Below are 23,777 nucleotides of genomic sequence, written 5' to 3'. Positions count from 1 at the left end.
CCGAATTTCTCCCGTCAAGCTTTGTATGCGCGTCACGCAACGCGCCATCCAGGCAATGGGGGATGAAATGCGAGTGGTTCGTAACGGCTTTTTCGTCGGCGTTTGTGCCTGCGCGTTGATCAGCGCTACATCTGCAATGGCGCAAGTCGATCAGGTTCGGAACTTCGATTTACCCGCCCAGTCTCTAACCGAGGCACTGCGAGCCGTTGCCCGCCAAAGTGGGTTGGAATTTTCTGCCCCGGCGGACCCGCTGCGGGGAAAGACCTCTAAGCCGCTCAAGGGTCAATTTTCACCCGCACAGGCCGCAAAGCGATTGCTGAAAGGCACCTCCCTAACGGCCGAAGTTATCGACGGCGCATTGATCGTCCGTGCCGGAAGAGTATCCTCCGTCGCGAGCACATCGGGAAACGGTAATGATATCATTGTAACCGGATCGCGCCTGTCATCTGGGGAATCCTCTTCCCCTACAATCCAACTCGATGCAGACACGATCAAGTTGGCGGGACAAACCGACGTCGGCGCAGCGATGCGAGCGCTTCCACAAAACTTCAGTGGGGGACAAAATCCTGGAGTGGCAGCAGGTGCCATTGGCATCACCAATCAAAATCTCACTTCTGGTTCTTCCCCCAACCTGAGAGGATTGGGAGCCGATGCCACTCTCACACTTCTGAATGGTCACCGCCTCTCGTTCGGATCCTTTGTCCAGGCAGTCGATGTCAGCGCAATTCCTCTCGCCGCCATCGACCGGATCGAGATTGTCCCCGATGGGGCGTCCGCTGTCTACGGCTCAGATGCTGTTGCCGGCGTGGTGAATGTTATTCTAAAGCAAAACTATAATGGTCTTTCCCTGCTTGCAAATCTCGGGGGAGCAACCGATGGCGGCGATTTCAAGCAACAATATAGCGCGGTCGCTGGTCGAACATGGTCCACGGGCGGTTTCATGGCTGCATTCAGTCATGACAGGAACTCAGCGATCTTCTCCAGTCAGCGCGAATTTACAGCGTATATGCCAGACGGAAACACGCTATATCCCAAAACAAATCAGAATAGCCTCGTAATTACGGGACGGCAGGATATTTCTTCGGGAATCGAGGCATATCTCGACGCCACCTACAACGTGAGAACCGCGTTTTCCTCACAAGGCACGTCTTCTGGGTATGTGTACACGAACACCCCGAAAACCCGTGATTTCTCGGTATCACCCTCCGTGCAAATGTCTCTGGGTTCACGGTGGGGCGTGCGGATTTCAGGTACGTACGGCCGCAGCAAGACCGAATACGATCAAACCACTTTCTATCAGGGGGAAACTGCAGCCAGAACTCGCGGGTGCTATTGCAATGTTCTGGGCGGTGTTGAGGCTTACGCTTCAGGGCCGCTCGTCACTATCAATGGCAATACTCTCGATCTCGTCGCCGGGGGCGGGTACCGTTACAACCACTACGAAACGGTGCGCTACAACACCTCCGCAACCGATAACGATGGCTCCATCAGTAGCTACTATGCATTCTCCGAAATCTCGATACCGTTTGTAAAGCCGGGCCAAGGCTCTCCATTATTGGAAAAATTGATCTTTAACGCAGCGTTGCGGTATGAACGATATCCGCAGATTGCGTCCGTAGCAGTGCCAAAGATCGGAGTGATTTACGGGCTATCACCGTCTGTTGAGATAAAGGCTACCTGGGGAAAATCCTTCAAGGCGCCGATGCTTTATTATAAATTCGCTGATCGTGTGGCCTATTTATACCCCGTTTCAGCGTTTGGTGGAGCACAGCGCTACCCAGCCGGCTCAATACTACTGGTTGACGTCGGAGGTAACACGAACCTCAAACCAGAAAGGGCGACATCATGGTCAACAACTCTTTCCGTTCACCCTGTCGAAATACCGCGACTGAATCTGCAAGCCACTTATTTTCATGTTAACTACAAGGATCGGATCATCCAGCCTGTCCCCGGCGCGGCATCTTCGAGCATATTGTCCGGGACCTCGCCCTATGACTCATTTATAACGTACGACCCATCCCAAAGCATAGCTGACGCAATTTTGGCGGGAGCCGACAAGATATACAATTACGGCGGAACGGATGCCGCAAACAACATCGTTGCCATTCTCAATAATAGATACATCAACGCGGCACGCCAAAGTATCCATGGTATAGATATCACCATGGACTATAAAATTCCGCTCGACTCCTCCTCTGTGGTCCTGAATGCGAGCGGATCGTGGCTGTGGTCTAATCAGAAAGTCAGCGATAGCTTGCCGGTCACGCAGCTTGCAGGGACGATATTCAATCCTCCGCGGTTCAAAGCGCGAGCCAGCGTGGGCTGGATGAACGATGCGTTCTCGTTGATGACCTTCGTCAACCATCTGAGCAGCCTGGAAGATAACCGGTCCACCCCGTCCGGTCGAATAGCTTCACAGACGACGTTAGATGCTTCGATCCGGTATAAGATGCAGAACCGCGCCGGACCTCTTCAGAACGTTAGCATAACCCTTAGCGCTCAAAACATACTCAATCGCAGACCTCCCTACTCTGCGCCGACAAGCGGGCAAACTTATTACGTTAACTATGACTCAACAAACCATTCTCCGATCGGACGATTTATAAGCGCCACAATATCCAAGGACTGGTGATTAATTTAACCCCTTCCAATCCGATGGATGCCATTATGACAAAATACTTATATTCATCTGCACTAATTATAATGGGCGCTACCGCCTTGATCCCTTCGACATTGTGGGCCCAGGCGCATCGTTGCAGCCTGCGTATCGACCCAACGGACACGAATAGCAGAAGGAGAATCTCAACGGATGACCTTCTCCGGCTGAGAGATTTCGGCAGTCTATCAACTTCCATTTCCTCTGAACCTTTTCAGGTCGGGCCCAACGGGTCGCTCCTTGCGCTACATCTTAGAAGGGCAGATGCCACGACAGATAGCTATTGCACCGCGATCATTCTTGTCCCGTTACGCGGGCGGCAAAAGCCCACCATAATCGATGATGGCGGGGAAATACTCCCATTTTCAGGTTATAGATTCGGGGTGGCGCAACCCCCGCTAGGTATTCCCAAAGACGCGATTCTGCGCTGGTCGCCCACGGGGAATGCGCTTGCCTATACTAAAATCTTTGCTGATCACTCTGAAATTTGGCGGTACGATCTGACCAGACGCAGCTTGCAGAAACTGCTGACCAGCCCGGTCGATATCGATGCGTTGGCTTGGTCAGAAGACGGATCAGCAATTCTGTACTCAAGTCGACCTGGTACCGTTGACGCGCGAGAGTCGATCACAAATGAGGGGCGCAGCGGATATCGCTATGACGGCCGCTTCGTGCCATATGCCAGTGACCAGCCATTTGTATCGTCGGATATTCCGCTCAGGAATTTTGCAATCGATCCGAACAGCGGCGAACCCGTGGCGCTGCCAACCCGGTCGGAAAATTTGCTCCCTCCTTCTTTTGGCTGGCCCAACGCGGTCACTGCCTTCGCGAAGGCTGCAGGCAATGCCAATACCGCCTATGCCTATACATCGGGAAAGTTATATCGGGAGAACCCTCAGTTAAAGGCGAACGTTGCTGGTCGCACGATTGAATGCCGGCAAACGTCGTGCTCGAACGCTCAGGGACTGTGGTGGTCATCCGATGGGAGCACGCTTTGGTATGAGCGCCGCACCGGCGTCGCCGATAGTGTCACAGAATTTTATGCCTGGAAGCCTGGCCGATCGGCACCCAAACTCCTATTGAGCACGCAAGACGCCATCTTTGGTTGTAAGCGCGTGCGGATTGAACTGGTATGCGCACTGGAAAGTTCGACGAGCCCCCGCTCAATTGTCGCAATTGCGTTGAATGACGGGACGCGACGATCCGTATTTGAGCCTAACCCGGAGTTTGCATCGCTAACGCTGGGAACAGTAAAGCGCCTGGAATGGGCCAACTCCTTTGGCATTTCGACCTTCGGCGATCTTGTGCTCCCACCCGATCGGAAAAACAATCAAAGACTGCCGCTTGTGATCGTTCAATATGATTCTCGCGGCTTTTTGCGGGGCGGGACGGCGGATGAATATCCCATCCAGGCATTGGCAGCACGCGGATTTGCCGTGCTGAGCTTCAATCGCCCGCCCCGGTTTGGCAGCACTTTACCTGTGACAAATGAACAGGAATATATGCGAGCCAATAATGACGGATGGGTAGATCGCAAAAGTAACGTTTCGTCATTTGAAAAGATCATCCAAAGGCTGACCGCCGACGGTATTATCGACCCTCAGCGCGTGGCCATAACCGGACAAAGCGACGGAGCTTCAACAGCGACTTACGCGCTCGCGAATTCAAATTTGTTCTCGGCTGCGATCCTGAGCACTTGCTGCCAGGCAGATACGATGTTGGCGTTTGGAGGCGAAGGCCTCGCTGACTTTTATGTTCAGGGCGGGTATCCCGCGTCTCGCTATTCCAATCGGAATTTCTGGCACGAGGGCGCGCTAGAGAGCGCCACAAAGGCTCGGCCAGTCCCGTTGCTCATCCAGGCATCGTCGGTCGAGTTTCGCTTGGGTTTGACGACATACAGCGAGCTACGTCACCGTGGATGGCCAGTCGAAATGTTTATTTATCCCGATGAAGGACACGTCAAAATCCATCCTGTCCATCGCGACGCAATCTACAGACGCAACGTGGAGTGGCTGACAGAAAAATTGGCCCAATAGATCGGCTAGCTTGACGGAAAGCTGTATCAAATCCAATGACGGCACCAGGTCTCAATCTCGTGAATATGGAGAATGCGACTGGCACGAACCCTCTGGAACCGATCATCCAAGCGCGCGGCCTTTACCGCGTCGATGTCAAGAAGTCCCTGATCAGCGAGTAGACCATTTTCCAAATCATCAAACACACTGTCACGGTTCACGCTAAAGATTTGATAGACGATGGAGTCGAAAGCGCCTTTTGACGTGCGGTTAACAAGCTCGGACGGCAGATATTTCTGCATCGCAGCCCGTGCGACTGCCCTGTCCTGGCCGCCCGATATAGATAACCACGTCGGCAATGACAGGCAGGCCTCCATTATTGGCTGAGAAAGTAAAGGGTATATCGTCGGCACGTTACTGAAGATGTTCAGATAGTCAGTTGACGACGCACCTCCCGCCATGTTCCTCACAAGCTGTCTTTGACCGGGAAGCTTACCTCGAATTTCGTTAAGCCAGGGATGCCATTGCTCCACAGGCATCGATAAGGCACGTCTGGTGAGAAACTCCTTCTGGCGAGGCCAGGAAACGAGCATGTCCCTTTTCCAGATTGCGCGGCCCCCTTGCTTGAGAACTTCGGGCAAGGAAGCTCCTGTCGCATGGGCGACATTTATCGCCACATGAAGGAGGGACCAGGAGAAACCTTCGGTCAGTTGAAGGTCCGCCAAAGGGTACGCCGAATGAAGCTTCCCTAGAACATTATCGCCTCCGCCACCGTTGAAATGAGCGGAATTTCCTACCATTTCGGCACGACAAGCTGAAGCATCGTCATAGCCTTGGGTAAAAAGCCGCGCCGATGGTCGAGGGCGCGAGGACGACCTATTCTCCTGCACCGATACCTTCGTGACTTCAGACGTAATGCAATGAAGCGGCAATTTGATGTGGCTCGCCAGCAACTCGGCATAGTGTTGTTCGCCACCACCTTGCGTATTCGTTAAAAAGTGCATCAGATCTACATCGGATACGCGCGCCGCGATTGCTGCGATGATAGATGAGTCAAGCCCGCCAGATACGGAAACTGCTGGATTTTTGTAGCAACCACACCACGTCTGAATAGTTTCCACGAGCGCATGCTCTAGTATTTCCGTGGCTTCGTCGAATGTCGCCTTTTCATTTGTACCGATAGCCTCCGCGATATTCCATAATATTTCACGTCGTGCGCCACACGGATTAACTGCAACCATTTCGCCGGGAACCACTTCGGCAATTCCCTGAAGTGCCGTCTCATGCAATCGGAGATCAGGCGACAACAGGCTCGTGGCGATCGTGTCCCAATTTATGCGCGACGGAATCCCCAGATTGGTAATGATGCTCGATGCGTCCGTTCCGATGGCCACGCGATTTTCGATATAGCCATAATAACATGGGACCATTCCAGATGGATCTCGATATATTGCGGTTAAGCTGGAACCTGGATCATGCCCTATGGCGACAAAGCGGCCCCAATGGTGATTGGCGATATATTTAATACAGGACAATACATCGGCTAAATCCGTGAGATCACCTTTAAGTTCTGGAAAACAGTCCCCGATAACGACAACCGATCCCTGTCTTAAGAGCTGGACAATAAGATCAGTGCTGGTGAATATCTGCCTAATTACGGATGATGGACCCGCTTTATGGTCGTAAAACTCCCCCATGCCCTTCGGATTTACGACGAAGGAATAAGAGGTATTCATGGGAGAGTCAGGATCGGATGGAAGCTGCGGACGGTACTGATCTCTTGCCCCAACACGAAATCGTCTTGTTGTACCCAGCAGTGTGCCTGAAACGGATTAATTCGAACACCGAATACAATCTTTGTGGGTATGCCATAGAACGCAAGCATGGCCTTCAGCGCCAGCGCATCCGGTAAGCATTGATCTTTGCGCACAAACAGTAAGGCCGCCCGCCGGAATGCCGTTAAACACATTTGGAGGTTATCGGTTTGTGCTTCCCTTCCTGAAGTCCGCCCTATGGCTTTACATATTGCGACGGATCGCTTCAGCGGGATGGCCTTTACCGCCACATGAAACAGACCCAGAAGCAGGGTGGCAACCGTAAACAGATAGAGCTGCTGAAATCTTCGCGTTGATTTATACCTTCCAACTCTTGAGCCTCGGGGAGACACCATGGAGTCTGAAGTGGCGAGCATAGGGATAGCTTTTGGAGAGAAGAACAGTCCTGTTTTGATCAATTCTCGTGACTTGTCTATGTCAATATCTGATCCTGCTATGACATTTCGAATCGCATCATGGAGACGAATAGGCAAGGTACAATATCGGTTTCTGTCTATGTCGAGAAAGAAATACCTTCCTTCAACATAGCAGCATCCCACTCTTGGTTTCAGAACTAGGGAAGGCATGACACACCCCAGGCGTAGTGCTTGGCCCGGTGATCATACCGGGCCAAGCCGTTGGACTCAGTCTTCCAGCAAACCGAAAGACGGCTGTCCGCGCGGGTAATCGTCACCTTCCAGGCCTTGGCCCTGAGTAACCTCGGTTGCCAGTCCGAGTTCGACCACACCGTCATCGGTGGCTTCGTATTCGCGTTCCATACTTACCTCCTTCTATTCGCCACACTGTTCGTGGCGACAGAAAGGCTATGCCGGAACCCTAATATATTCAGCCTCTTTTGCTTTCATGGTGAAACTAATAAACGACCAATATTGCGAAATAATCTTTCACATGCATCGGTTGTCATTTTATGGCGTAATTTCAGCTTTGTAATCGCGATTTGAGCGATTCAGAAAGCATATTGGCAGCCCGAATTCGGCGACGGTGATAGTTCCAGAGGGCCTCCAGAAGCCTGCTTCCGGGCTCAAATCTTGCCAATACATTGGCAGAGACGAGTTCTTCGGCACAGTCCGACCAGCGTTCCGTTTCGACGAGTCGCATAGTGCGCAGACGCTCACCCGCATTGGCGACAGCGGCCACGAGCTCGTTGGAAGAGGATCTGTTCGCCAGCGTGAGAAACATACGCTCCGCGGTCGCGACGATGCGATCGGGATTACTGTAATCGGTCAGCCATCCCTCGCGCGCCACCGGTTCCCGAAGCGCCTTTGGTCCGATCGCCTTGATGGCCATGCGCATGAGATGACCATGCCATGTGTAGCAATCTCTGAGTGCGTCGGCACTCCAGCTGGGCACTCTAAATCCCCGATGCGGGCCCGTCTGCAGGAGCCCCTCGCCATAAAGGCGATGCAAGCCGTCGCGGACCGGCGAGCCGCCGGCCCCAATATCCTCGGCGATAGCCGCAATCGACAGCTCCGTGTCGGACGCATAGCGCCCCGAGAGCACGGCTTCCTTAAGGTCCGCATAGACTTTCTCACCCTGGCGCGTTCCCGGCGACATCATCGTTCAGTCGTCGGGCGTTTGGTCGGCATCGCGTGCGAAGAGCTGGTGCGAGAGCGTGTCGAGGTTGTGCCGGGCAATGGCATCTATGCAGACGGTTTCGAGCTTCGAGAGGTCTCCTTCGAGTAGGCCGCGGGGAAAAACCCGCTGATGTTCCATGAACAGCAGCGGAATAACGAGATGCCCGGTCGAAAGCCCCAGGGCATGGGCGCAGCGGAAGTGATCGTCGAGCCGCGACTTGGGGTTCCCGGCCTCGATCTCGCGCAGCCAGCGCGCGCCGATGCCGACGCGGGCCGCGAAGTCTTCCTGCGTAATCTTTTCGGTACGCCGTTGCATTTCTATCCGTCTCCCCGACATCAGCTTGATCGTCGCAAGCACCGAGGGATCGCGTGCAGTGGGCATCGCCTGAAGCGGCATGACAAGATCTCCCTGCCAATGGCTCAAAGCTCCCGTGCACAGCCCAGTGCGGAGAAAATGTTGTTCGTTACGCCAAACGTCAATCCGGTAACGCTTTCATGGTGAAAGCATTATTCAAATAATCCCTACAGATAGTCGGTATCAGCGCGATCGCCGGACCGGAATGGTCCGGGCGGCTCTTCGATAGGCGGCCTGGACCTCTCCGTCCTCGGAACTCAGCAGCAGACTGAGACCGGCATTATAAAGGCGCCATGTCGCTATGGATCGACCACAGTGGCCACTATCGGCAAGGCGCGCGCCAACCTGCTCAACGAGATCGACAAGGTGTGATGTCGTCCCCACGAAGCGGTTCGAGGAACCACCCAGCGCATTGCACACCGGGGATTCCAGTTCGGCAGCGATATCCGCCGGATCACTCGCATCGAGCAGGCTCATGGCGACATAGAGCGTCATGCCATAGGGGATGAATTCCTTCGCCAGGCGCGCAACCCGGCAATGGCAGGCGAGGAACTGATCGATGCCCTGCCCTGAGAGCTGCAGCTTGTATGTTCTCGAAGTCCTCATGCCGAGGCTCCCTGGCTGATTCGCGATCGAAGCGAACCGTCGTGCGACAGCGCTCCCACAGACAAGACGGTAAAATCGACGTCGCAGGGCACGAAAAGCGGAACTGATGTGCCGATTCCGGCACTGTATTTCCGAACCGGCATCTCAGTACCCTGCCTATTGTGCGGGTTATTTCTTCGCTTCATCCTTCATCCATCCGATCACCACGGGGAAGGCGAGCGCAGCCCAAACCACGCTCCCAGCCAGAACCGCATGACGAAAGCCGGCGGCGCGCGGAATCGCACGCGCCGGAAGAAGGAGGCGTGTGCCAATGTTCCACAATCCTCGTGAATTGGCGATGACCGTCAGGCTACATCTCGTGCCCGGAACCGGGCACGCTGCGGCGCGGCGGAAAGACTCGGCCGCGACTTCGTCATGGCCGAAGCGGCCGGGTTTATTTGGTAGCGTGGCTGGTGTCGCAGCGCTGGCGTTCATGTCGGCTGCCCCCGTCCATGCTGGTGAACCGGATCAGATCACGGCCCAGCCCCAAGATGCTGCGAAAGCGCAGGCTCACGGTGACCCGCTGGCCAACGCGCAGGCCGATGCCGAGCAGCAGTTGCACCAGACCTTTACCAACCTGCGCTTCGAGGATTTTGGTCCCGCACCGGTCGAAGGTCCGCTCTATCAGGCCACTGCGGGCGGCAAGATCATCTATTTCGCGCCGCAGAGCGAGCATCTGCTGTTCGCCACGGTCTACGATCGTAATGGCGTGAACCTTACGGCGCTTGCCCAGGAACAGGGCGCGAGCCGGCGCCTGAAGGCGATCGATCCCGCCAAGGCCCTGGCGATCGGCCCAGGGGACGCGCCGACGGTGATCGAATTCACCGATCCCGACTGCCCCTACTGCCAGGCGCTAGACCGCTACTGGAACGCCAAGGCAGCCGAAGGCAAGCCGGTCCGGCGTCTGATCTTCTTCGTGAGCGGCATCCACCCGACCGCCGCCGCCAAGGCAGAGCATATCCTGTGCTCGCCCGATCGCGAGGCAGCGTTCAGGGCCGCGTATTCGGGCCAGACCCCGCCGGTTCTGCGCCAGTGCGCGGCAGGCCGCGACAAGGTCGCCGCCGATGCCGAACTGGTAGCCAGGGTGGGTGTCTCGGGAACGCCGACCCTCATCGCGGACGGCAAGCTCATCTCGGGCTTCCAGCAGGCCGAGCTCGAGGCGTTCCTCGACCGGCATGCGAAGCCCGCGCCGACGAAGGCAGTGACCGATGCGCCGCGCTGACTTCACACGCACCGTCGCGGCAAGCGACGATCTCTTTCCGGAGGACATCCAGCCTGCGCCGATCCCGGCGGGGCGGGTGAACCAGGATGCCGGCGGCGGCGGGCTCATGGAGCCGTCCACCGACGCCCCGGCCGACACCGATCCCCGTCGATGCCGGCAGGCGAATGTCCGGACGGCTCCTCTTTGGAGCAATGCCATGATGCGTACATTCGGTAACAAGGCTCTCGCAGCGGCGAATATCGGCCTCCCTTTGGGCGTGATGGCCCTGATCGCCGGCCCGGCCCATGCCTTCTCGGCACCGGCCCAGGGCGATCTTGGCTACGACATCTACGATATCGTCGTGAACAAGGGCGTGAAGGGCCCGCTGGGCTTCGTGGGCGGCGTCGCCGCCTTCCTGTTCGGCGTCTCGCGCCTCTTCTCGAACATCATGATCGGCATCCCGACCATCGTCGCGGCGGTGTGCCTGATCAAGGCGGATTCCATTCTCCAGACTTTCGGGATGGTCGTCTGAGACGCCGGGCGCAGGGCGCGCTTGGCCGACCGGCCAGGTCCGTCCCGCGCCGGCACCGTGCTGGGGGCCGATGGTCGGTCCCCGGAAACCGACACCTTCGCAAGGTGTCATGAAGCAGGAGGAGAAGGGCACATGGACGAGCGCCTTCCGCAATATCTGCATCGGCCGGTCCAGATCCTGTGGTTCGGATCGGACGAGTTCCTGCTCGCGACCTCGAGCGTGTTCGTGGCCGCGATCGTGGGCGGATTTGTCGGCTGGGCGCTCATCGCCGCCCTTCTCCTTTTCATCCCGTGGAAGCGGAGCAAGCCCAGGGGCTACCTGTCCCACCTCGCCTGGCGCTGGGGCCTGGTTTCCTTCCCCCACTATCCGGGTCCGACCCAGACCCGTTTCTTCGAGTAGGCGCGATGGGCATCATCTCACGCAAGCGAGTGGCCGAAGATCCGCTGCTGGGTAAACCGGCGAGTTTCGGCATCCATCGCTATCTGCAGGGTTCGGCCAACCTCTTCGAGGAGAACCGGCTGCTCAAGGTCGCGGTGGCCGGCATGTTCGGCGTGACGGTGGTGCTCGGAGCGGTCATCTACACGACCAACCAGAACGCGCGCACCGTGGTCGTACCCTTCGGTGCTACCGGCGATCTCTACGTCTCGGGCAGCAAGCCGTCCGAAGCCTACCTGGTCGCGATGACGCGCAACATCGTCGCGCTGTCGGGCACATGGTCGGCCTATTCGGCCGACCGCCAGTTCCAGGAGCTGCTGGGGCTGGTCCATCCGTCCGCCTACGGCGCGATGCGCGACAGCCTGAACGGCGTGCTCGACGAACTGGCCGACAATCCGACGCTGTCGATCGCCACCTACATCCGGGGTGACCAGCCGGTGCGCTGGACGCCGCATGAGATCCTCGTGCCGGTGGAGAAAGTCCGGGTCATCGGCGGGGTGATCCGCAAGTTCCGGGGCGTTCTGCGGATCGGCTACCGGATCGAGAATGGCCGCTTCTGGCTGACCCGCCTTTCCGAGGAACAGTTCGATGCCGAAACACGCTGACCCCGGCGCGTCGCTGCGCTGTGTCCCAATGCTTTGCCTGCTGCTCATGGCAGCGCCGGCATCGGCACAGGGCATCCAGGCTCTGCCGGACCAGACCAGCCATATCCGTCTCTCCAACCGCGACATCAATCATGTCGTATGCGAGGGCGGCGAGATCGAGGACGTGAAGTTCTCGGCGGAAAAGGGTCTCGCCGTCGAGAAAGGCGGCGCGGACGCCTGGATCAAGTTCCTGACCCGCGAGGTCGATGACGCCGGCCAGGTCACGCGGACCTATGTGACCCAGCCTGCCGAATTCTTCGTCACTTGTAACGGCGCAACCTATCCGCTCTATGCCGAACCTGCCGAGATTCCGGCGCAGACGGTGCTGCTTGTGCCCGGCGCCCGCCAGCGCGCGCAGGCGAACAGCGACCTTCTCGCCGCGCTCGCCGACGAGGACCGCGCGGTTTCGGTGACGATGGCGCTCCTCGACGATCATGTCCCGGCGACCTTCAGCGAAGTCGCGCCATCGAACACGGCGATACAGCTTGCGTCTCTACCCGCCCTTTCGCTCACCGAGCAGCGCCGGATCGCCATCGAAGGCACCGGGCTCTCCGCCTCGGAATATCGGCTGCAGGCCGCTGTGCCCATCGTGCTCGACGAACGCCAGCTGGTCGATGCCGGTCTCGGGGAGCGTATCTTCGCGATCACCCTCGATCGTGTGCGCCTGGCCGCAGGAGAAACCGCCCGCCTCGTGGTCGTACGCCGGGGAGCGGTTCAATGAACGGGCCGGACGACAAGGCCACGGGCACCCCTGAGCCGCGTTCGGCCTACCAGGCGCACCTGGCCGAACAGGCCGCGCGCGAAGGCGAGGATGCGCTGGCCCGTGCCGGGATTGACGCGGCCTTTGGCCTGACTGACTGGAAAGCACAGTGGGACCGGCTGTCCGCGAAGCAGAAGCTGCGCGCGCGGCAGCTCGCGGTCGCCGCCGCCGTCGGTGCGCTCGGCTTCGCGCTCTACATGGCTTCCGGGCGCAAGGAAGAGGTGAAGAGCACCGATCCCGCCGCTTCGCTCAACATGGGCGCGGGCCTACGCGGCGACAGCCTCGAGGTGAAGCTGCGCGGCGATCTCAAGAAGGTGCTCGACGGCCAGCAGTTGCTCGGAGACCGGGTGAGCGCCATCGAGGAAGGCAAGGTGGTTCCCGGCAGCAAGGCGGCTGCGGGTAACCAGGGAAATGACGGCGATCTGCCGCCCGCACTGCCGGATACCGTTCCCGCCCTGCCCTATCCTCCCGAGACGGGCGACATTTCCGCTGACGCCGACAGGTTGCCCGCACCGCCGACGGGGCCCTCGGTATCCGCGGCGCCGCCCGCCCCGCCGGTCGAGAAGACGGTTGGTGCGATCGGCTCGGCGACCGGCACGGTCATAGGCACGGGCGGCCCCCAGGGCACCGCCGATGCCTCGGCGTCGTCCAAAAAAAAGAATCGGACGATCTATTTACCGCCTGGTTTCATGAAGGCGCGGCTCCTGACCGGGATCGACGCGCTGGCGAGCCGGGACGCCACGAGCAATCCCGAGCCGATCATCGCAAGGGTCCAGGCCCCCGCAGTCCTGCCCAATGAGGTCAAGGCGAACCTTGCCGGCTGCTTCGTCATCGGCAACGCCACCGGCAGCCTCGCCAAGGAGCGGGTGGAAATCCAGCTCGTCTCGCTGTCCTGCGTCGATTTCGACGAGCATTCGGTGGTCGATCAGCCGGTCAAAGGCTTCTTCGTCGACACCGACGGCAAGAAGGGGCTCTCGGGGAAGGTGGTGACCCGCGCCGGCGCGACGCTCGCACGTGCCTTCATCGCAGGCACCATCAGCGGCATTTCGCAATCGGTCGAAAGCACGTTCGGCAGCACGTCGACTTCTGCGCTGGGCTCGGTGCGCACTCTCGATGCTGCGGACGCCGCCAAGACCGGGATCGCCGGGGGTCTTTCCAAGTCGTCGGACAAGCTCACCGACTTCTACCTCGATCTTGCCCGGCAAGCGGGGCCCATCGTCGAAGTCGGCGCCGCCAAGGACGTCGTCGTAGTGATCCAGGAGGGCGTGACCCTCGAGATCAAGCCCGGCTCCGCCGCCAAATTCTGACCCTCGCCAACCGGAGACAGGAACATGACCATGCTACGTCCCGCCTTGCTGGCTCTCCCCCTCCCCCTCATCGGCCTGTCCCTGTCGGGCTGTGCGGCGGTCGGGTCGGTGATGTCGCCCTACAGCGAGAAGTTCTCCTGCAAGAACAGCGACCATGGCCAGTGCATCCATCCCGACCAGGCCTATGCCGACGCGCTGGCAGGTAGGCCGTCCAAGTCCGATCCCGCCGTCACCAACGATCGTAAGCTGCTCGACCACGAAAAGCCGCAATCCGAAGGCGGGCACGCGCTGCCCGCTGCTCAACACGCCCCAACGGCGCTTGCCTCCAACCGCCGGGGTACGAAGATTTCCGCCGCCGGCCGACCCGCACAGCCCAATTTCGGCGCAGTGGTCGAGAGCCCTTCCTCGCCGATGCTGCGGCCCTCGCGAACCGTACGCACGCTGATCCTGCCCTATGCGGACAAGCAGCGGCCGGGTCGCCTCTATATGCCGCGCTATATCTATTCGATCGTCGACAGGCCCGCATGGGTGGTCGGCGACTATCTCGTCGAACCGGGCGGCCGGGTTCCCGCGCCGCCGGTGCTGCGCACCACGCGCGAGAACGACCCGGCAGGAGCCGCTGAACCGGCCACCGGTGCACGCCGCGACGCCCTCGAACCGGAGAGCCGGCCATGAGCGCGCGAAATACACGGGGCGGCCTCAGCTACCAGCGCCTGCGCGCGGCGGTGACGCGCGATGCCTATTCCGACTTCCTGCCGATGCTGGCCTGGGTCGAGGAGGAAGAGGCGTTCCTGTGCATCGACGATGGCTGGGGCCAGGCCTGGGAGCTCGTGCCCGCCACCTACATGTTCGCCCATGTCCAGCAGGCGCTGCTCGGACTGCTCAATATCCACTTCCCCGAAGGAACGGTGCTGCAGCTTATCACCTTCGCCGATCCCCTCATAGACCCTGCGCTCGATGCTTATCTCGACCTCAAGGTCCGGCCCGATCCGCTGGTCCAGGCCTCGGCACGGCGGACCGCAGACTATCTGCGCGCCGGATCCCGCGGGCTCGATTCCCTACACGGCATCCCGGTGCGCGACTTTCGCCTGTTCCTCGCGGTGAAGACGCGAGTGAAGCTGGGCGCCGATCTGCGTCGGCAGGTCGAGGAGCAACTGGCGAAGATGGGCATCCGCCGTCTGCCGCCATCCGAGCTTGTCAGTTTCTACCGGCGGATCTTCAACGGTGTGTTCGCGCCCGCGCCCGGCGTGTTCCTGCAGGACGGTGTCGGCGGCATGCCCGCGCCCTCGGTGGCGCGCCAGATCATCGAGGCGGGGCCCGACCTCTTTTTCGAGGGGCCGGAAGTTTTCCTCGGCAACCAGGTCGCGCGCTGCCTGACGCCCAAGGCGCCCGCGCGGCGCATCACCGCCGAGCGCGCCAACCGGCTGATGGGCGGCATGCGCGGGAGCGCCGAAGACAGCGACCAGATCGGCGGCCCGTTCCTTTCCTGTCTCTCGGTATTGTTCGACCATTCGCAGTTCGAGATTCACAAACGCGCCCAGATCCTTTCCGCACAGAAGGCGGCGGGCAGCTTCGCAGTCGAGGTCGGCAAGCAGATCGAGGAGATCGGCTGGATCCTCGACGAGGCCTCGAACAGCCGCTTCGTCTCGGTGATCCCCACGATGTGGGTGCTCGGCCGCGACAGCGCGCAGGCGCGCGACATGGCCGCGCGTGCCAAGCGGCTGTGGGAGTCCGAACCGCTACCCTTCATGGTCCAGGAGGAGAGCTATCTGCTACCGGTGCTGCTCGCCGCCAGCCTGCCCTTCGGGCTCTATCCTGAAAAGCGCACGATGAAACTGCTCGAGCGCGACTTCCGGATGCCGGTGAAGGCGGCCACGCTTATGGCCCCGGTGCAGACGGATTTTCGTGGGGGCGGGCGCCCGGCGCTGCTCTACGTGGGGCGCAAGGGCCAGCTAATCACGCTCGACCTCTTCGATCCCAGGATCAACAACTACAACTTTATCGTCTCGGCCGAGTCCGGCGCGGGCAAGAGCTTCCTGCTCAACAACCTGTGCCAGCAATATTACGCGCAAGGCGCGCTCATCCGGATCATCGATATCGGCGGCAGCTATCGCAAGCTCTGCACCCTGTGCTCTGGCCGCTACATCGACATCGGCGAGGAACGGCTCGTCCTCAACCCCTTCGACATGGGGCTCGCGCTCGATGGCGAGGACAAGCAGTCGGCGATCGCCATGGCGGTCGCGATCGTCGCGGAAATGGCCAATGCCGCCACCCGCAAGCCCGTCACCACCTCGCAGTGGAATCTCCTCAAGTCCGCAGTCCAGTGGACAGTCGATGGCGGGCGCGGCGAGGACGGCATCGATGCGGTGCGCGAATGGCTGGGGCGCTATCCCGAGAACGCCGTCTCGGACCTGGACCGCGTCGAGCATCTCGTGCCGGTCGCGCGCGAGCTCGCCTTCAACCTGCGCGATTTCGGGTCGGGAGGCGCCTACGGCCATTTCTTCAATGGCCCCTCGACGTTCGATATCCGCAGCGACGAGTTCGTCGTGCTCGAGCTCGAACGGCTCAAGGCACTGCCGGACCTCTTCAACGTCATCGTCATGGTGGTGGTCAACGCCGTCACTCAGGAGCTCTATCTCTCCGACCGCGGCCGTCCCCGCTTCGTGCTGTGCGACGAGGCCGCCCAGTTCATGACCCGCAGCGACGGGCAGGATCTCTCGCGGCTCGCCGAGGCCTTCGGCCAGGGCTATCGCCGAGCGCGCAAATACCAGGGCAGCTTCGGTATCGTCCTCCAGAGCATGAACGATCTGACGCTCTTCGGCGGCACCGGCCAGGTGATCCTCGAGAACGCGGCGACGAAGTTCCTGCTGCAGGGCTCGACTTACGACAAGGCGGTCGACAACAAGATCCTCGATTATTCGGGCTTCGTCCTCGACCTCCTCAAATCGGTCCGCAACGCCAAGCCGAACTATTCCGAAGTGTTCATAGATTCGCCGCTTGGCCTGGGGATCGCGCGGCTGGTCGTCGATCCCTTCAGCTACTGGATCAACACCTCGGCGCCGGGGGAGGTCGCCGCCTTCGAGGCGCTGCTGCGCGCCGGGCGCAGCCCGCTCGAAGCCGTGTGCGAACTCGCCGGCGTCGATCCCGTGCAGATTCTGGGTGATGCCGGCGGCCGGGAGCGCCGTTGGGACGGTCAATCGGATGGAGCCTCGGAATGACGCGCGCGCCCTCCCCGCATCCCGACCAGCTGCCGCTCGACTGGGAGCAGGACCCGGCCGTGCAGGCCGCCATCGAAGCGCGTGTCGCCCAGCGGGCGGAAGCGGCCGCCTTTCGCTGGCGGTTGCGGCTCGTCGCTATCGAAACCTTCATGATGGGCGCGCTGGTGACGATCGCCGGCCTCGCGCTTCACCAGCCTTTCCTGCCCGCGCTGCGCGCCGGGATCATCGTCGCGGCCGCCTGCTTTGCGAGCGGCATGTTGCTGATCGGTATTTCCGGCGCCTGCGGCAAGCTGGTGTCGCACCTGCGGCAGTGGAGGCATCGGTGAACGGTATTTTCTCCTCGACACCGGCCCCTGGGCCTATCCGCCTGCTGGTCGGCAGCCAGGGCCTGCTGCTGGTTCAGTCCTGCATCGCCTGCCAGTTGCCCGCCGTGCCCGGTCGGTTCCGCCTGCTCGTCGTCCTCACAGCGATCATCGCTATGGCCGCCCTGATCAGCGCGGCGATCGGCGAGGATCGCAATGGCGGTCAGCCTGGATGGAGGCGTCGTCATGGTCGCTAGGTCTATGCATCGCCTCAACCAGGTTTTGTCCGCGCTGGCGACGCTGGCCCTTCCCTTCGCGACCTCGACAGCAGCCCTTGCGGGGACCAGTACCATCGGTCGCACCTGGCCCATCGCCGAACCCGACGCGCTAAGCGAGATCGAGGGCCAGGCCGCGCGCGTTCCCGATATGACGAAGGCCTTCGGGCCGCGCGAACGCTGGTCGGCGATGAAAGCAGCGGCGCTCGGAGTTTCCCACGCGGATCGGAGCCGCACGGTGGTCCCTTTCTATACGCTCGACCAGGATATCCGCCTGCCAGAGGGCAAGCTGCTCTATGCCAAGGGCTACAGCTTCAATCCGCTCGCCTACGTGTCGCTGCCCCAGCGGCTGATCGTCGTGCATCCGCGCGAACTCGACTGGGCGCTACGCACTGCAAGGCCCGCCGACTTCATCCTGCTCGCGAGCGGCAGTCCTGGCGATGCCGATGCCATCACGCTCGGCGAACGGCACGGCCGCGCGCTGTTCCTGCTCGAGGAGCGCGTCAAGGCGCGGCTCGGCCTGACCGTCGCGCCGGTGATCGTCGCGCAGCACGGGCAGAAGCTCGTGCTTACCGAAGTGGACGTGGTTGAAGTGTACGGGGCGAAAGCCGCGCGAAAGGCGCCGCAATGACTATTCTGATCGTCTACGGGATCGGCAACAAATCAATGTCCGATCAGTTCGCGCAGCGTCGCGATCGGCAGGAACAGCCGAAGCGGCTGCCCCGGAAGCTCCGCGAATCCATGCCGCAGGTAGAAGTCCTTCCGTCGGGCGACCTGGACAGCATCTCCGCAATCGAGAACGTCGATCAGGACCAGCGCTATGCCCACCGAGCGTTCGGCCTCGACGATGCGCCAGAGGCTGTCGACGAGCAGGTCACGACCAAGGCCCCTGCCCTGGACGCGCCGGTCGACGCCGATCATCGAAATGAAGACAGCCGGTATTTCTCCGTGGCCGGGCCGTGTCCTTGCATAACGCGCCGGCAGATCGCGGTATGCAATGGCCGAGGCGTTCTGGGCGTAGAAGCCAAGCACCTTGCCCTGCCCGCCATCGAGGACGAACGTTCGCAGATTTGCCGCACGGGTCAGCTTGGCTGCGGTCTGGCGGAAGAAATTATCGACCTGCGCGACGCCGCTTTCGAATGTCGTGCGATCGTGCCGGGCGACATCGAGCGGCTCGGTAATGGGTCGGTACATGAACTCGTGCGTCGCTCAGTTGGACAGGTAACGATCGCGATACTGGGCAAATGCACTACGCATCGCCTCGGTCGGCGGAGAGGGATTCTCGAGGGCGTCGAGCAGAGCGACCGCGTCTTCTCCGCGAAGAACCGTCCGCTCCTGCGCTTCGATGACCTCGAGCGCGGCCTTGTAAGCCGCGTTCATGGCGAAAGTGGAATCGTCGACGCCCGACACCGCCGCGGCGTACTGGATGACCTCCTTGATACGCGGCTTCGTCCGGAAGCTCATACGCTCGGTAGCGCGCTCCTCGACCTTCGCAGCAATATCCACGAACTTGTTCATCACTCTCGCCTTCGCTTCCCAACCAGCGCAATGTACGCCAATCTGGCGCACATTTCAATGTCACTGCGCAAGCCCATGCTCTTCTGCCGTGTCGGAAAGATGGTCCTATTTCCATCGCGACGCGGCATCCTCGCGCTCGCTGCCGGCTTAGCCCTGGCGACGCTTCCGAGCGTACCAGCCCATGCCTCCAAATGCGAAGCGGGCACGGCGTTCAACCCGATCACCAAGGTGCGCTGGAACTGCATCTTCCCGATCACCATCGGCGGCGTGAAGGTCGGCCCCAGCGAACCGCTCGGCAAGGCGCTCGACGCCCAGTCGGCGTCCAAGCCGCTCTGCGCCTGCCGCAAGGGCGTGACCTTCTGGTTCGGGGTGAAGGTCAGCTTCTGGTCCCCTAACCGCACGGTCGATGTCGTGACCGAACCGGGCTGCATGATGGCGCTCGGCGCGGACATCATGCCGACCGGCGGCAAGCTGCAGGGGAGCCAGAGCAGCCTCGCCGACGGCACGAATACGCGCAAGATGTTCGCGCAGATGCACTACTACATCTCGCCGGTCTGGAAGATGCTCGACATGTTCACCGACCTGCCGTGCATCGAGGACGACGGCTTCGACGTCGCCCTCATCACCGAGGTCCTGCCGACCTGGCAATCGGCGACGCTGGGCGCGATCATCCAGCCCGAGGCGATCCTCTTCGGCAACCCGGCCGCGGGACTTGCCTGCATGGCCGACAGCGCCGCGGCTGCCGCGGGCAAGGTCGTCGATCCGCTGTTCTGGTGCATGGGCTCGTGGGGCGCGACCTATCCGGTGGCGGGCGACATTCATTTCGGGGACAGCGTCGAGGCCTGGGCGGGTCTTGCCGCGCGCGGCCTCTTCATGATGGGGAGGCTCGGCGCGCTCACAATCAGTTCGGCCGACGGCTGCTCTTTCATCCCCCAACCGGTGTGGGCCAAGAGCCGCTACAAGTTCCAGCTGATGGAGCCGGTCAAGGGCGGCAGCTGCGTCAATGTCGGCCGGCCCGGCGCGCTGTGGACCAGCGCGAAGCATGCGCCCGGCAAGGACAACGCCCAGTTCATGCTCTTTGAAAAGACGATCTGCTGCGCCGGGGTATCGACGCCGTGAGCAGGTCGCCTTCCGACAACCGCGTGAAAGCGCCCGGGATCAGCCGGTGGCCTGCCCGTCAGCCCATCACACCCGGCGTTTCCATCGCGGTCAGACCGGCGCCGTTTCCCCCCTGCGGTGTCGGTCGGGCGGTCGGCGTGGCCTTCAACACAGACGATGGACAGGCGGTGCGCCCCTCCTCGCCGTCTGTCGTCGTGGCCACGCTGACCGTCTTCGAGGGGCAAGCCGTGTTCAGGGCCGAGAGGCCGCATAGCGACGGCGGCGTTCTGCTGTTTCGTTTGCGTCGCGGCTCGCGCAGGCTGGCGCCAGGCGAGATCCAGCCATGAAGGCGTGCGCCCTGTTCCTTGTCACAGTGCTCGGGTTTTCCGCGGGGCTGCACGCGCAGACGCCGGAGGACCGCGCCCGCGCCGCGGCCGCCGCCGCGCGCGCCAAAAGCGCGGACAGCGATGCGCTGCTCGATAACTACGTGACACCGGGGATGGCGGGCCAGAGCATAACCACGGTGGACTCCTCCAAAGCGTTTACGCCCGATCTCGCCTGCCAGAAGACCGCGACTTATCTGGAATTGCTTGCGCAGCCGAATACCACCGGCGATATCGGCACACTCAGCATTTCGCGCGACAGCGATCTCGACGGCAGCTTCGACGAGGCGCTGACGGTGCCTGTCGTCACCTCGGGCATCTGCGCCAACGGGATTATCTCCTGTAACCCGGGGACGTGGGACGCCTGCCGGTTCTTCCGCTGGAATACCGCGACCTCGGGAGCGCTCAAGCTCAGCGAGGTCGAGCTGACCGAGCTTGCCGGCTGTTACTGCGTCAACAACAGCTGCGGCAACAACCTGGTGTGGGGCAACATCGCCTCGGTGCTGAAGGACCTCGGGGGCGGCGTCGTCGGCGCGCTCACCACGTCGGACGCGCGCATCGCCATTTCGCAAGTGGCGATCGATGGGCCGATCATCCGCTACACCGGCGCCCAGACGACCTCGTGCACAGCGCAGTCCGATGTCGGCGCCGCCGCGTACAAGAGCAATCCCGGCGCCATCTCGAGCGACGCCTCCGCCGCCGCGCAGGCCAGCAGCGTGTTCCAGGCGCTCGCTGCCTCCTCGACCGGCACCGGCACGTCCGAAGTCAGCCGCAGTTGCACCATTACCCGGCAGATCACCCAGGAAGAAATCACCATCGAGAAGATCATCGACCGGGTCGCGGGCGGCTATGCGACCTCCGTGACGGGCAGCGAGGCCGTCACCTTCCTCATGGGCTCGCCGTCCGACAACAGTCTTTCGGGCGGATCCTGCTCGATCTTCGATTTCCACATGACGCTGCGGGTCAAGGACAGCGATCGCCTGCGCCAGGTCCTGCTCACCCGTTTCGGCGCCGACGACTGGGCGCAGCTCCGCGTCGACGGCGAACTGCTGGGTTCCGGGCCGCAGACCTGGACCGGAACCGGATTGCCGCCGGGCAAATGCGAGAAGAAGAGCGCCTTCTACCTGAACCCCGCGCTCGATCTGACCTCGCGGATGACACAGGGCGATCATGACATCTGGCTGCGCGTCGCGGTGGCCGAAGGCGGCGAAGCCTATGCCGCGATCGATGCGAGCGTCGATACCGGATGCAAGACGAGCGAGCAGCTCGTCGACACCTGTTCCGGCTATGGGGCGAACGATGCCTGCCGGCTGCAGGATGAAGTGGTCGACGGCGTCACGACGTTTCGCAGCGGCGTCAATACCGGCCTCTCGCCGCTGCCGCAGACGCGGGTATTTGGAACCGGCGCCTGCACCGCGCAGATCGCCCGCGACTTCTTCCTGCGCGAGCGGACCTACCGGTGCACCGTCGATCTGGGAACATCGGCCGAACCCGATCTCTCGCGCGGCGCCTATATCATCGATCACTCGGCCGAGACCCTGCTCGCCGACCGGGTGGCGAACGCCGACGGCAGCTACAGCCTCACCACCCGCAGCTTCTCGATGCCCGAGCGCGGCAGCGTCAGCGCCTGCGAGCCGATCTGCAAGACCCGCAAGGCGGAAGGGAACACGGCAGTCGCCCCCGATGGCGTGACCGGTTCGAAGCAGACCGATCCGACAGGCTGGGACTATTACTACCGCACCTGCCAGGACAGCAACGTCTGCCCGGCCGGGGACGGCGAGGAACTCGTGGAGGGCTGCGGCTGTCTCGATGATTTTCCCGAAGCGGCGGTGATGATGCAGACGGTACGCCTTGGCGGGGCGGACATGGTCTGCACGAGCACCGTGCGATGAGCGCCGTGCGGTCCCTCCTTGCAGCGGCGATGCTGCTCATGTCCGGCGTGCTGGTGTTTCCCGCAGGCGCGTCCGCCCAGCAGCTTTGCGCGGCCGACCTCGACGGCAACGGCGATGCCGCCGACGAAGGCGAAACGGCCACCTGTCATCTGACCGCTTCGGGTGGTTGGATGTGCCCGATCGGCCAGGCGACGTGCGAGGCGGACACGGCAGGCGCGCTCCACTGCCCGCTCGGCGATCAATATGCATGCGAGGTTCCCGCGAGCGGCGGCGCGGCCGCGTGCTCGGCCAACACATGCATCGACACCGGCGCCAATCCCGTCGTCGAGGAAGCGGCGCTCGACGATCCCGGGGTCGAGGCCGACGGCGGCGTCGATGCGGACGGCAATTGCCTGGGCACGATCGAGATATTTTCGGGCCGCGCCGCGCGCTGTCGTCCCGCAGGTCTCAGCACCACATTCCAGAACTGCTGCAAGGACAAGGGCAAGATCGTCAAGGACGGCATGGGCGGTTCGATCTCGTCGATCTCGACCAAGATCGCCGTCGCCAAGGGCATCTTCACTGGCCTCAAGGCGGCCTACACCGCCTTCAAGGCGGGCGCGACGGCGAGCCAGGCGGCAAGCGCAGGCGCCAATGCGATCATCGTCGGCATCGATCCCACTTCGATCGCGATCAGCCTTGCCGTCAATTTCATGATCGAGGTGCTGCTGCAGGGCTGCGACCAGGAGGACATGGAAGTGGGCATGCTGCGCGGCTCGGGGATGTGCCACGAGGTCGGCAGCTATTGCTCGTCGAAGATCCTGGGCATCTGCGTGCAGAAAGCGAAAGGCCACTGCTGCTTCAACACCAAGCTCGGCCGCATCATCCAGGAACAGGGACGCCCCCAGCTCAAGAGCTTCGCCGAGAAGGGCTGGGGCACGGCGAAGAAGCCTTACTGCCGCGGCTTCACGGCGGAAGAATTCCAGGCGCTCGATTTCAGCAGGATGGATCTCTCGGAATATTACGAGGAGATCGAAACGCGCGCCCAGAGCGAAATCCAGATCGACATGAAGGACAAGATCGATGCCTATATGCAGACGATCAGCAACTAGGCGTGGCCTGCTCGTGGCAGGCCCTGTCTACTTGGTCGGCC

At 61.3% G+C, this 23,777-nt stretch carries 26 protein-coding genes; 17 read left to right on the top strand and 9 right to left on the bottom strand.

Going from position 1 to position 23,777, the window contains the following annotated elements; translation table 11 throughout:
- The first annotated feature begins 25 nt into the window (after positions 1–25).
- Complete coding sequence (locus V7066_RS15115) at positions 26–2,632, top strand: TonB-dependent receptor (protein WP_334183849.1); 2,607 nt, start codon at positions 26–28, stop codon at positions 2,630–2,632.
- A 35-nt stretch (positions 2,633–2,667) separates the two neighbouring features.
- A complete protein-coding gene (locus V7066_RS15110; RefSeq protein WP_334183848.1) occupies positions 2,668–4,692 on the top strand; it encodes an Atxe2 family lasso peptide isopeptidase in 2,025 nt (674 codons plus the stop codon).
- A 26-nt stretch (positions 4,693–4,718) separates the two neighbouring features.
- Here V7066_RS15110 and V7066_RS15105 read toward each other — a convergent pair whose 3' ends face one another.
- The 7 genes from V7066_RS15105 to V7066_RS15075 form a co-directional block, all read right to left on the bottom strand.
- Positions 4,719–6,407, bottom strand: coding sequence for an asparagine synthase-related protein (locus V7066_RS15105; protein WP_279728021.1), 1,689 nt, complete (start codon positions 6,405–6,407; stop codon positions 4,719–4,721).
- On the bottom strand, positions 6,404–7,072 hold the full coding sequence (locus V7066_RS15100) for a lasso peptide biosynthesis B2 protein (RefSeq protein ID WP_334183847.1): 669 nt from the start codon (positions 7,070–7,072) through the stop codon (positions 6,404–6,406). The genes V7066_RS15105 and V7066_RS15100 overlap by 4 nt, the downstream gene beginning before the upstream one ends.
- A 57-nt stretch (positions 7,073–7,129) precedes the next feature.
- Positions 7,130–7,264 carry a benenodin family lasso peptide gene (locus V7066_RS15095; RefSeq protein ID WP_107917581.1) on the bottom strand — a complete coding sequence of 45 codons (135 nt, stop codon included), beginning with the start codon at positions 7,262–7,264 and terminating at the stop codon, positions 7,130–7,132.
- A gap of 160 nt (positions 7,265–7,424) precedes the next feature.
- Positions 7,425–8,063 carry a GntR family transcriptional regulator gene (locus V7066_RS15090; RefSeq protein WP_234415539.1) on the bottom strand — a complete coding sequence of 213 codons (639 nt, stop codon included), beginning with the start codon at positions 8,061–8,063 and terminating at the stop codon, positions 7,425–7,427.
- 3 nt (positions 8,064–8,066) lie between these two features.
- Positions 8,067–8,477 (bottom strand): helix-turn-helix domain-containing protein, encoded by a 411-nt coding sequence (locus tag V7066_RS15085; protein ID WP_048939501.1) that lies wholly within the window; start codon positions 8,475–8,477, stop codon positions 8,067–8,069.
- Between the two features lie 141 nt (positions 8,478–8,618).
- The gene (locus V7066_RS15080; protein ID WP_048939500.1) at positions 8,619–9,041 is read right to left on the bottom strand and encodes a hypothetical protein; all 423 of its coding nucleotides are present in this window, start codon (positions 9,039–9,041) and stop codon (positions 8,619–8,621) included.
- Positions 9,042–9,209: 168 nt separating this feature from the next.
- Positions 9,210–9,515 (bottom strand): hypothetical protein, encoded by a 306-nt coding sequence (locus tag V7066_RS15075; RefSeq protein ID WP_199909727.1) that lies wholly within the window; start codon positions 9,513–9,515, stop codon positions 9,210–9,212.
- Between V7066_RS15075 and V7066_RS15070 the strand changes: the two genes are divergently transcribed.
- From V7066_RS15070 to V7066_RS15020, 11 genes are all read left to right on the top strand, one after another.
- On the top strand, positions 9,514–10,302 hold the full coding sequence (locus V7066_RS15070) for a DsbC family protein (protein ID WP_234415538.1): 789 nt from the start codon (positions 9,514–9,516) through the stop codon (positions 10,300–10,302). The genes V7066_RS15075 and V7066_RS15070 overlap by 2 nt on opposite strands.
- A gap of 196 nt (positions 10,303–10,498) precedes the next feature.
- Positions 10,499–10,813 (top strand): hypothetical protein, encoded by a 315-nt coding sequence (locus tag V7066_RS15065; protein WP_029547519.1) that lies wholly within the window; start codon positions 10,499–10,501, stop codon positions 10,811–10,813.
- A gap of 132 nt (positions 10,814–10,945) precedes the next feature.
- On the top strand, positions 10,946–11,212 hold the full coding sequence (locus V7066_RS15060; RefSeq protein ID WP_008827576.1) for a type IV conjugative transfer system protein TraL: 267 nt from the start codon (positions 10,946–10,948) through the stop codon (positions 11,210–11,212).
- A gap of 5 nt (positions 11,213–11,217) precedes the next feature.
- Positions 11,218–11,853: a TraE/TraK family type IV conjugative transfer system protein gene (locus tag V7066_RS15055; RefSeq protein ID WP_048939498.1), complete on the top strand. Its 636-nt coding sequence runs from the start codon at positions 11,218–11,220 to the stop codon at positions 11,851–11,853.
- Positions 11,837–12,613, top strand: coding sequence for a type-F conjugative transfer system secretin TraK (locus tag V7066_RS15050; protein ID WP_080993736.1), 777 nt, complete (start codon positions 11,837–11,839; stop codon positions 12,611–12,613). Before V7066_RS15055 ends, V7066_RS15050 begins: the two co-directional genes overlap by 17 nt.
- Positions 12,610–13,959, top strand: coding sequence for a TraB/VirB10 family protein (locus V7066_RS15045; RefSeq protein WP_279728025.1), 1,350 nt, complete (start codon positions 12,610–12,612; stop codon positions 13,957–13,959). The genes V7066_RS15050 and V7066_RS15045 overlap by 4 nt, the downstream gene beginning before the upstream one ends.
- 24 nt (positions 13,960–13,983) lie before the next feature.
- Positions 13,984–14,634, top strand: coding sequence for a TraV family lipoprotein (locus tag V7066_RS15040; protein ID WP_048939496.1), 651 nt, complete (start codon positions 13,984–13,986; stop codon positions 14,632–14,634).
- On the top strand, positions 14,631–17,177 hold the full coding sequence (locus V7066_RS15035; protein ID WP_334183846.1) for a TraC family protein: 2,547 nt from the start codon (positions 14,631–14,633) through the stop codon (positions 17,175–17,177). The genes V7066_RS15040 and V7066_RS15035 overlap by 4 nt, the downstream gene beginning before the upstream one ends.
- Complete coding sequence (locus tag V7066_RS15030; RefSeq protein WP_048939494.1) at positions 17,174–17,503, top strand: hypothetical protein; 330 nt, start codon at positions 17,174–17,176, stop codon at positions 17,501–17,503. Before V7066_RS15035 ends, V7066_RS15030 begins: the two co-directional genes overlap by 4 nt.
- Positions 17,500–17,736, top strand: a complete 237-nt coding sequence (locus V7066_RS15025; protein ID WP_048939493.1) for a hypothetical protein — start codon at positions 17,500–17,502, stop codon at positions 17,734–17,736. Before V7066_RS15030 ends, V7066_RS15025 begins: the two co-directional genes overlap by 4 nt.
- Positions 17,726–18,385: a conjugal transfer protein TraW gene (locus V7066_RS15020; protein ID WP_279728034.1), complete on the top strand. Its 660-nt coding sequence runs from the start codon at positions 17,726–17,728 to the stop codon at positions 18,383–18,385. The genes V7066_RS15025 and V7066_RS15020 overlap by 11 nt, the downstream gene beginning before the upstream one ends.
- Before the next feature lie 32 nt (positions 18,386–18,417).
- Here the strand turns inward: V7066_RS15020 and V7066_RS15015 are convergent, their stop codons facing one another.
- Both V7066_RS15015 and V7066_RS15010 read right to left on the bottom strand, forming a co-directional pair.
- Positions 18,418–18,948 (bottom strand): GNAT family N-acetyltransferase, encoded by a 531-nt coding sequence (locus V7066_RS15015; protein WP_048939491.1) that lies wholly within the window; start codon positions 18,946–18,948, stop codon positions 18,418–18,420.
- 15 nt (positions 18,949–18,963) lie between these two features.
- Positions 18,964–19,272 carry a type II toxin-antitoxin system TacA family antitoxin gene (locus tag V7066_RS15010; protein ID WP_048939490.1) on the bottom strand — a complete coding sequence of 103 codons (309 nt, stop codon included), beginning with the start codon at positions 19,270–19,272 and terminating at the stop codon, positions 18,964–18,966.
- A 99-nt stretch (positions 19,273–19,371) separates the two neighbouring features.
- Here V7066_RS15010 and V7066_RS15005 point away from each other — a divergent pair, with 99 nt between their 5' ends.
- The 4 genes from V7066_RS15005 (at position 19,372) to traN (ending at position 23,736) form a co-directional block, all read left to right on the top strand.
- Positions 19,372–20,391, top strand: a complete 1,020-nt coding sequence (locus tag V7066_RS15005; RefSeq protein WP_279728027.1) for a TraU family protein — start codon at positions 19,372–19,374, stop codon at positions 20,389–20,391.
- Between the two features lie 137 nt (positions 20,392–20,528).
- Positions 20,529–20,717, top strand: a complete 189-nt coding sequence (locus tag V7066_RS15000) for a hypothetical protein (RefSeq protein WP_279728028.1) — start codon at positions 20,529–20,531, stop codon at positions 20,715–20,717.
- Positions 20,714–22,645 carry a hypothetical protein gene (locus V7066_RS14995; RefSeq protein WP_279728029.1) on the top strand — a complete coding sequence of 644 codons (1,932 nt, stop codon included), beginning with the start codon at positions 20,714–20,716 and terminating at the stop codon, positions 22,643–22,645. The genes V7066_RS15000 and V7066_RS14995 overlap by 4 nt, the downstream gene beginning before the upstream one ends.
- The gene (gene traN / locus V7066_RS14990) at positions 22,642–23,736 is read left to right on the top strand and encodes a conjugal transfer protein TraN (protein WP_048939487.1); all 1,095 of its coding nucleotides are present in this window, start codon (positions 22,642–22,644) and stop codon (positions 23,734–23,736) included. Before V7066_RS14995 ends, traN begins: the two co-directional genes overlap by 4 nt.
- Positions 23,737–23,777 lie beyond the last annotated feature (41 nt).

Origin of the sequence: Novosphingobium sp. (assembly GCF_036820275.1) — a bacterium.
Taxonomy (GTDB): Bacteria; Pseudomonadota; Alphaproteobacteria; order Sphingomonadales; family Sphingomonadaceae; genus Novosphingobium.
Note: the sequence above shows the minus strand (reverse complement) of the source record. Positions and strands in the feature narration are given on the sequence as shown.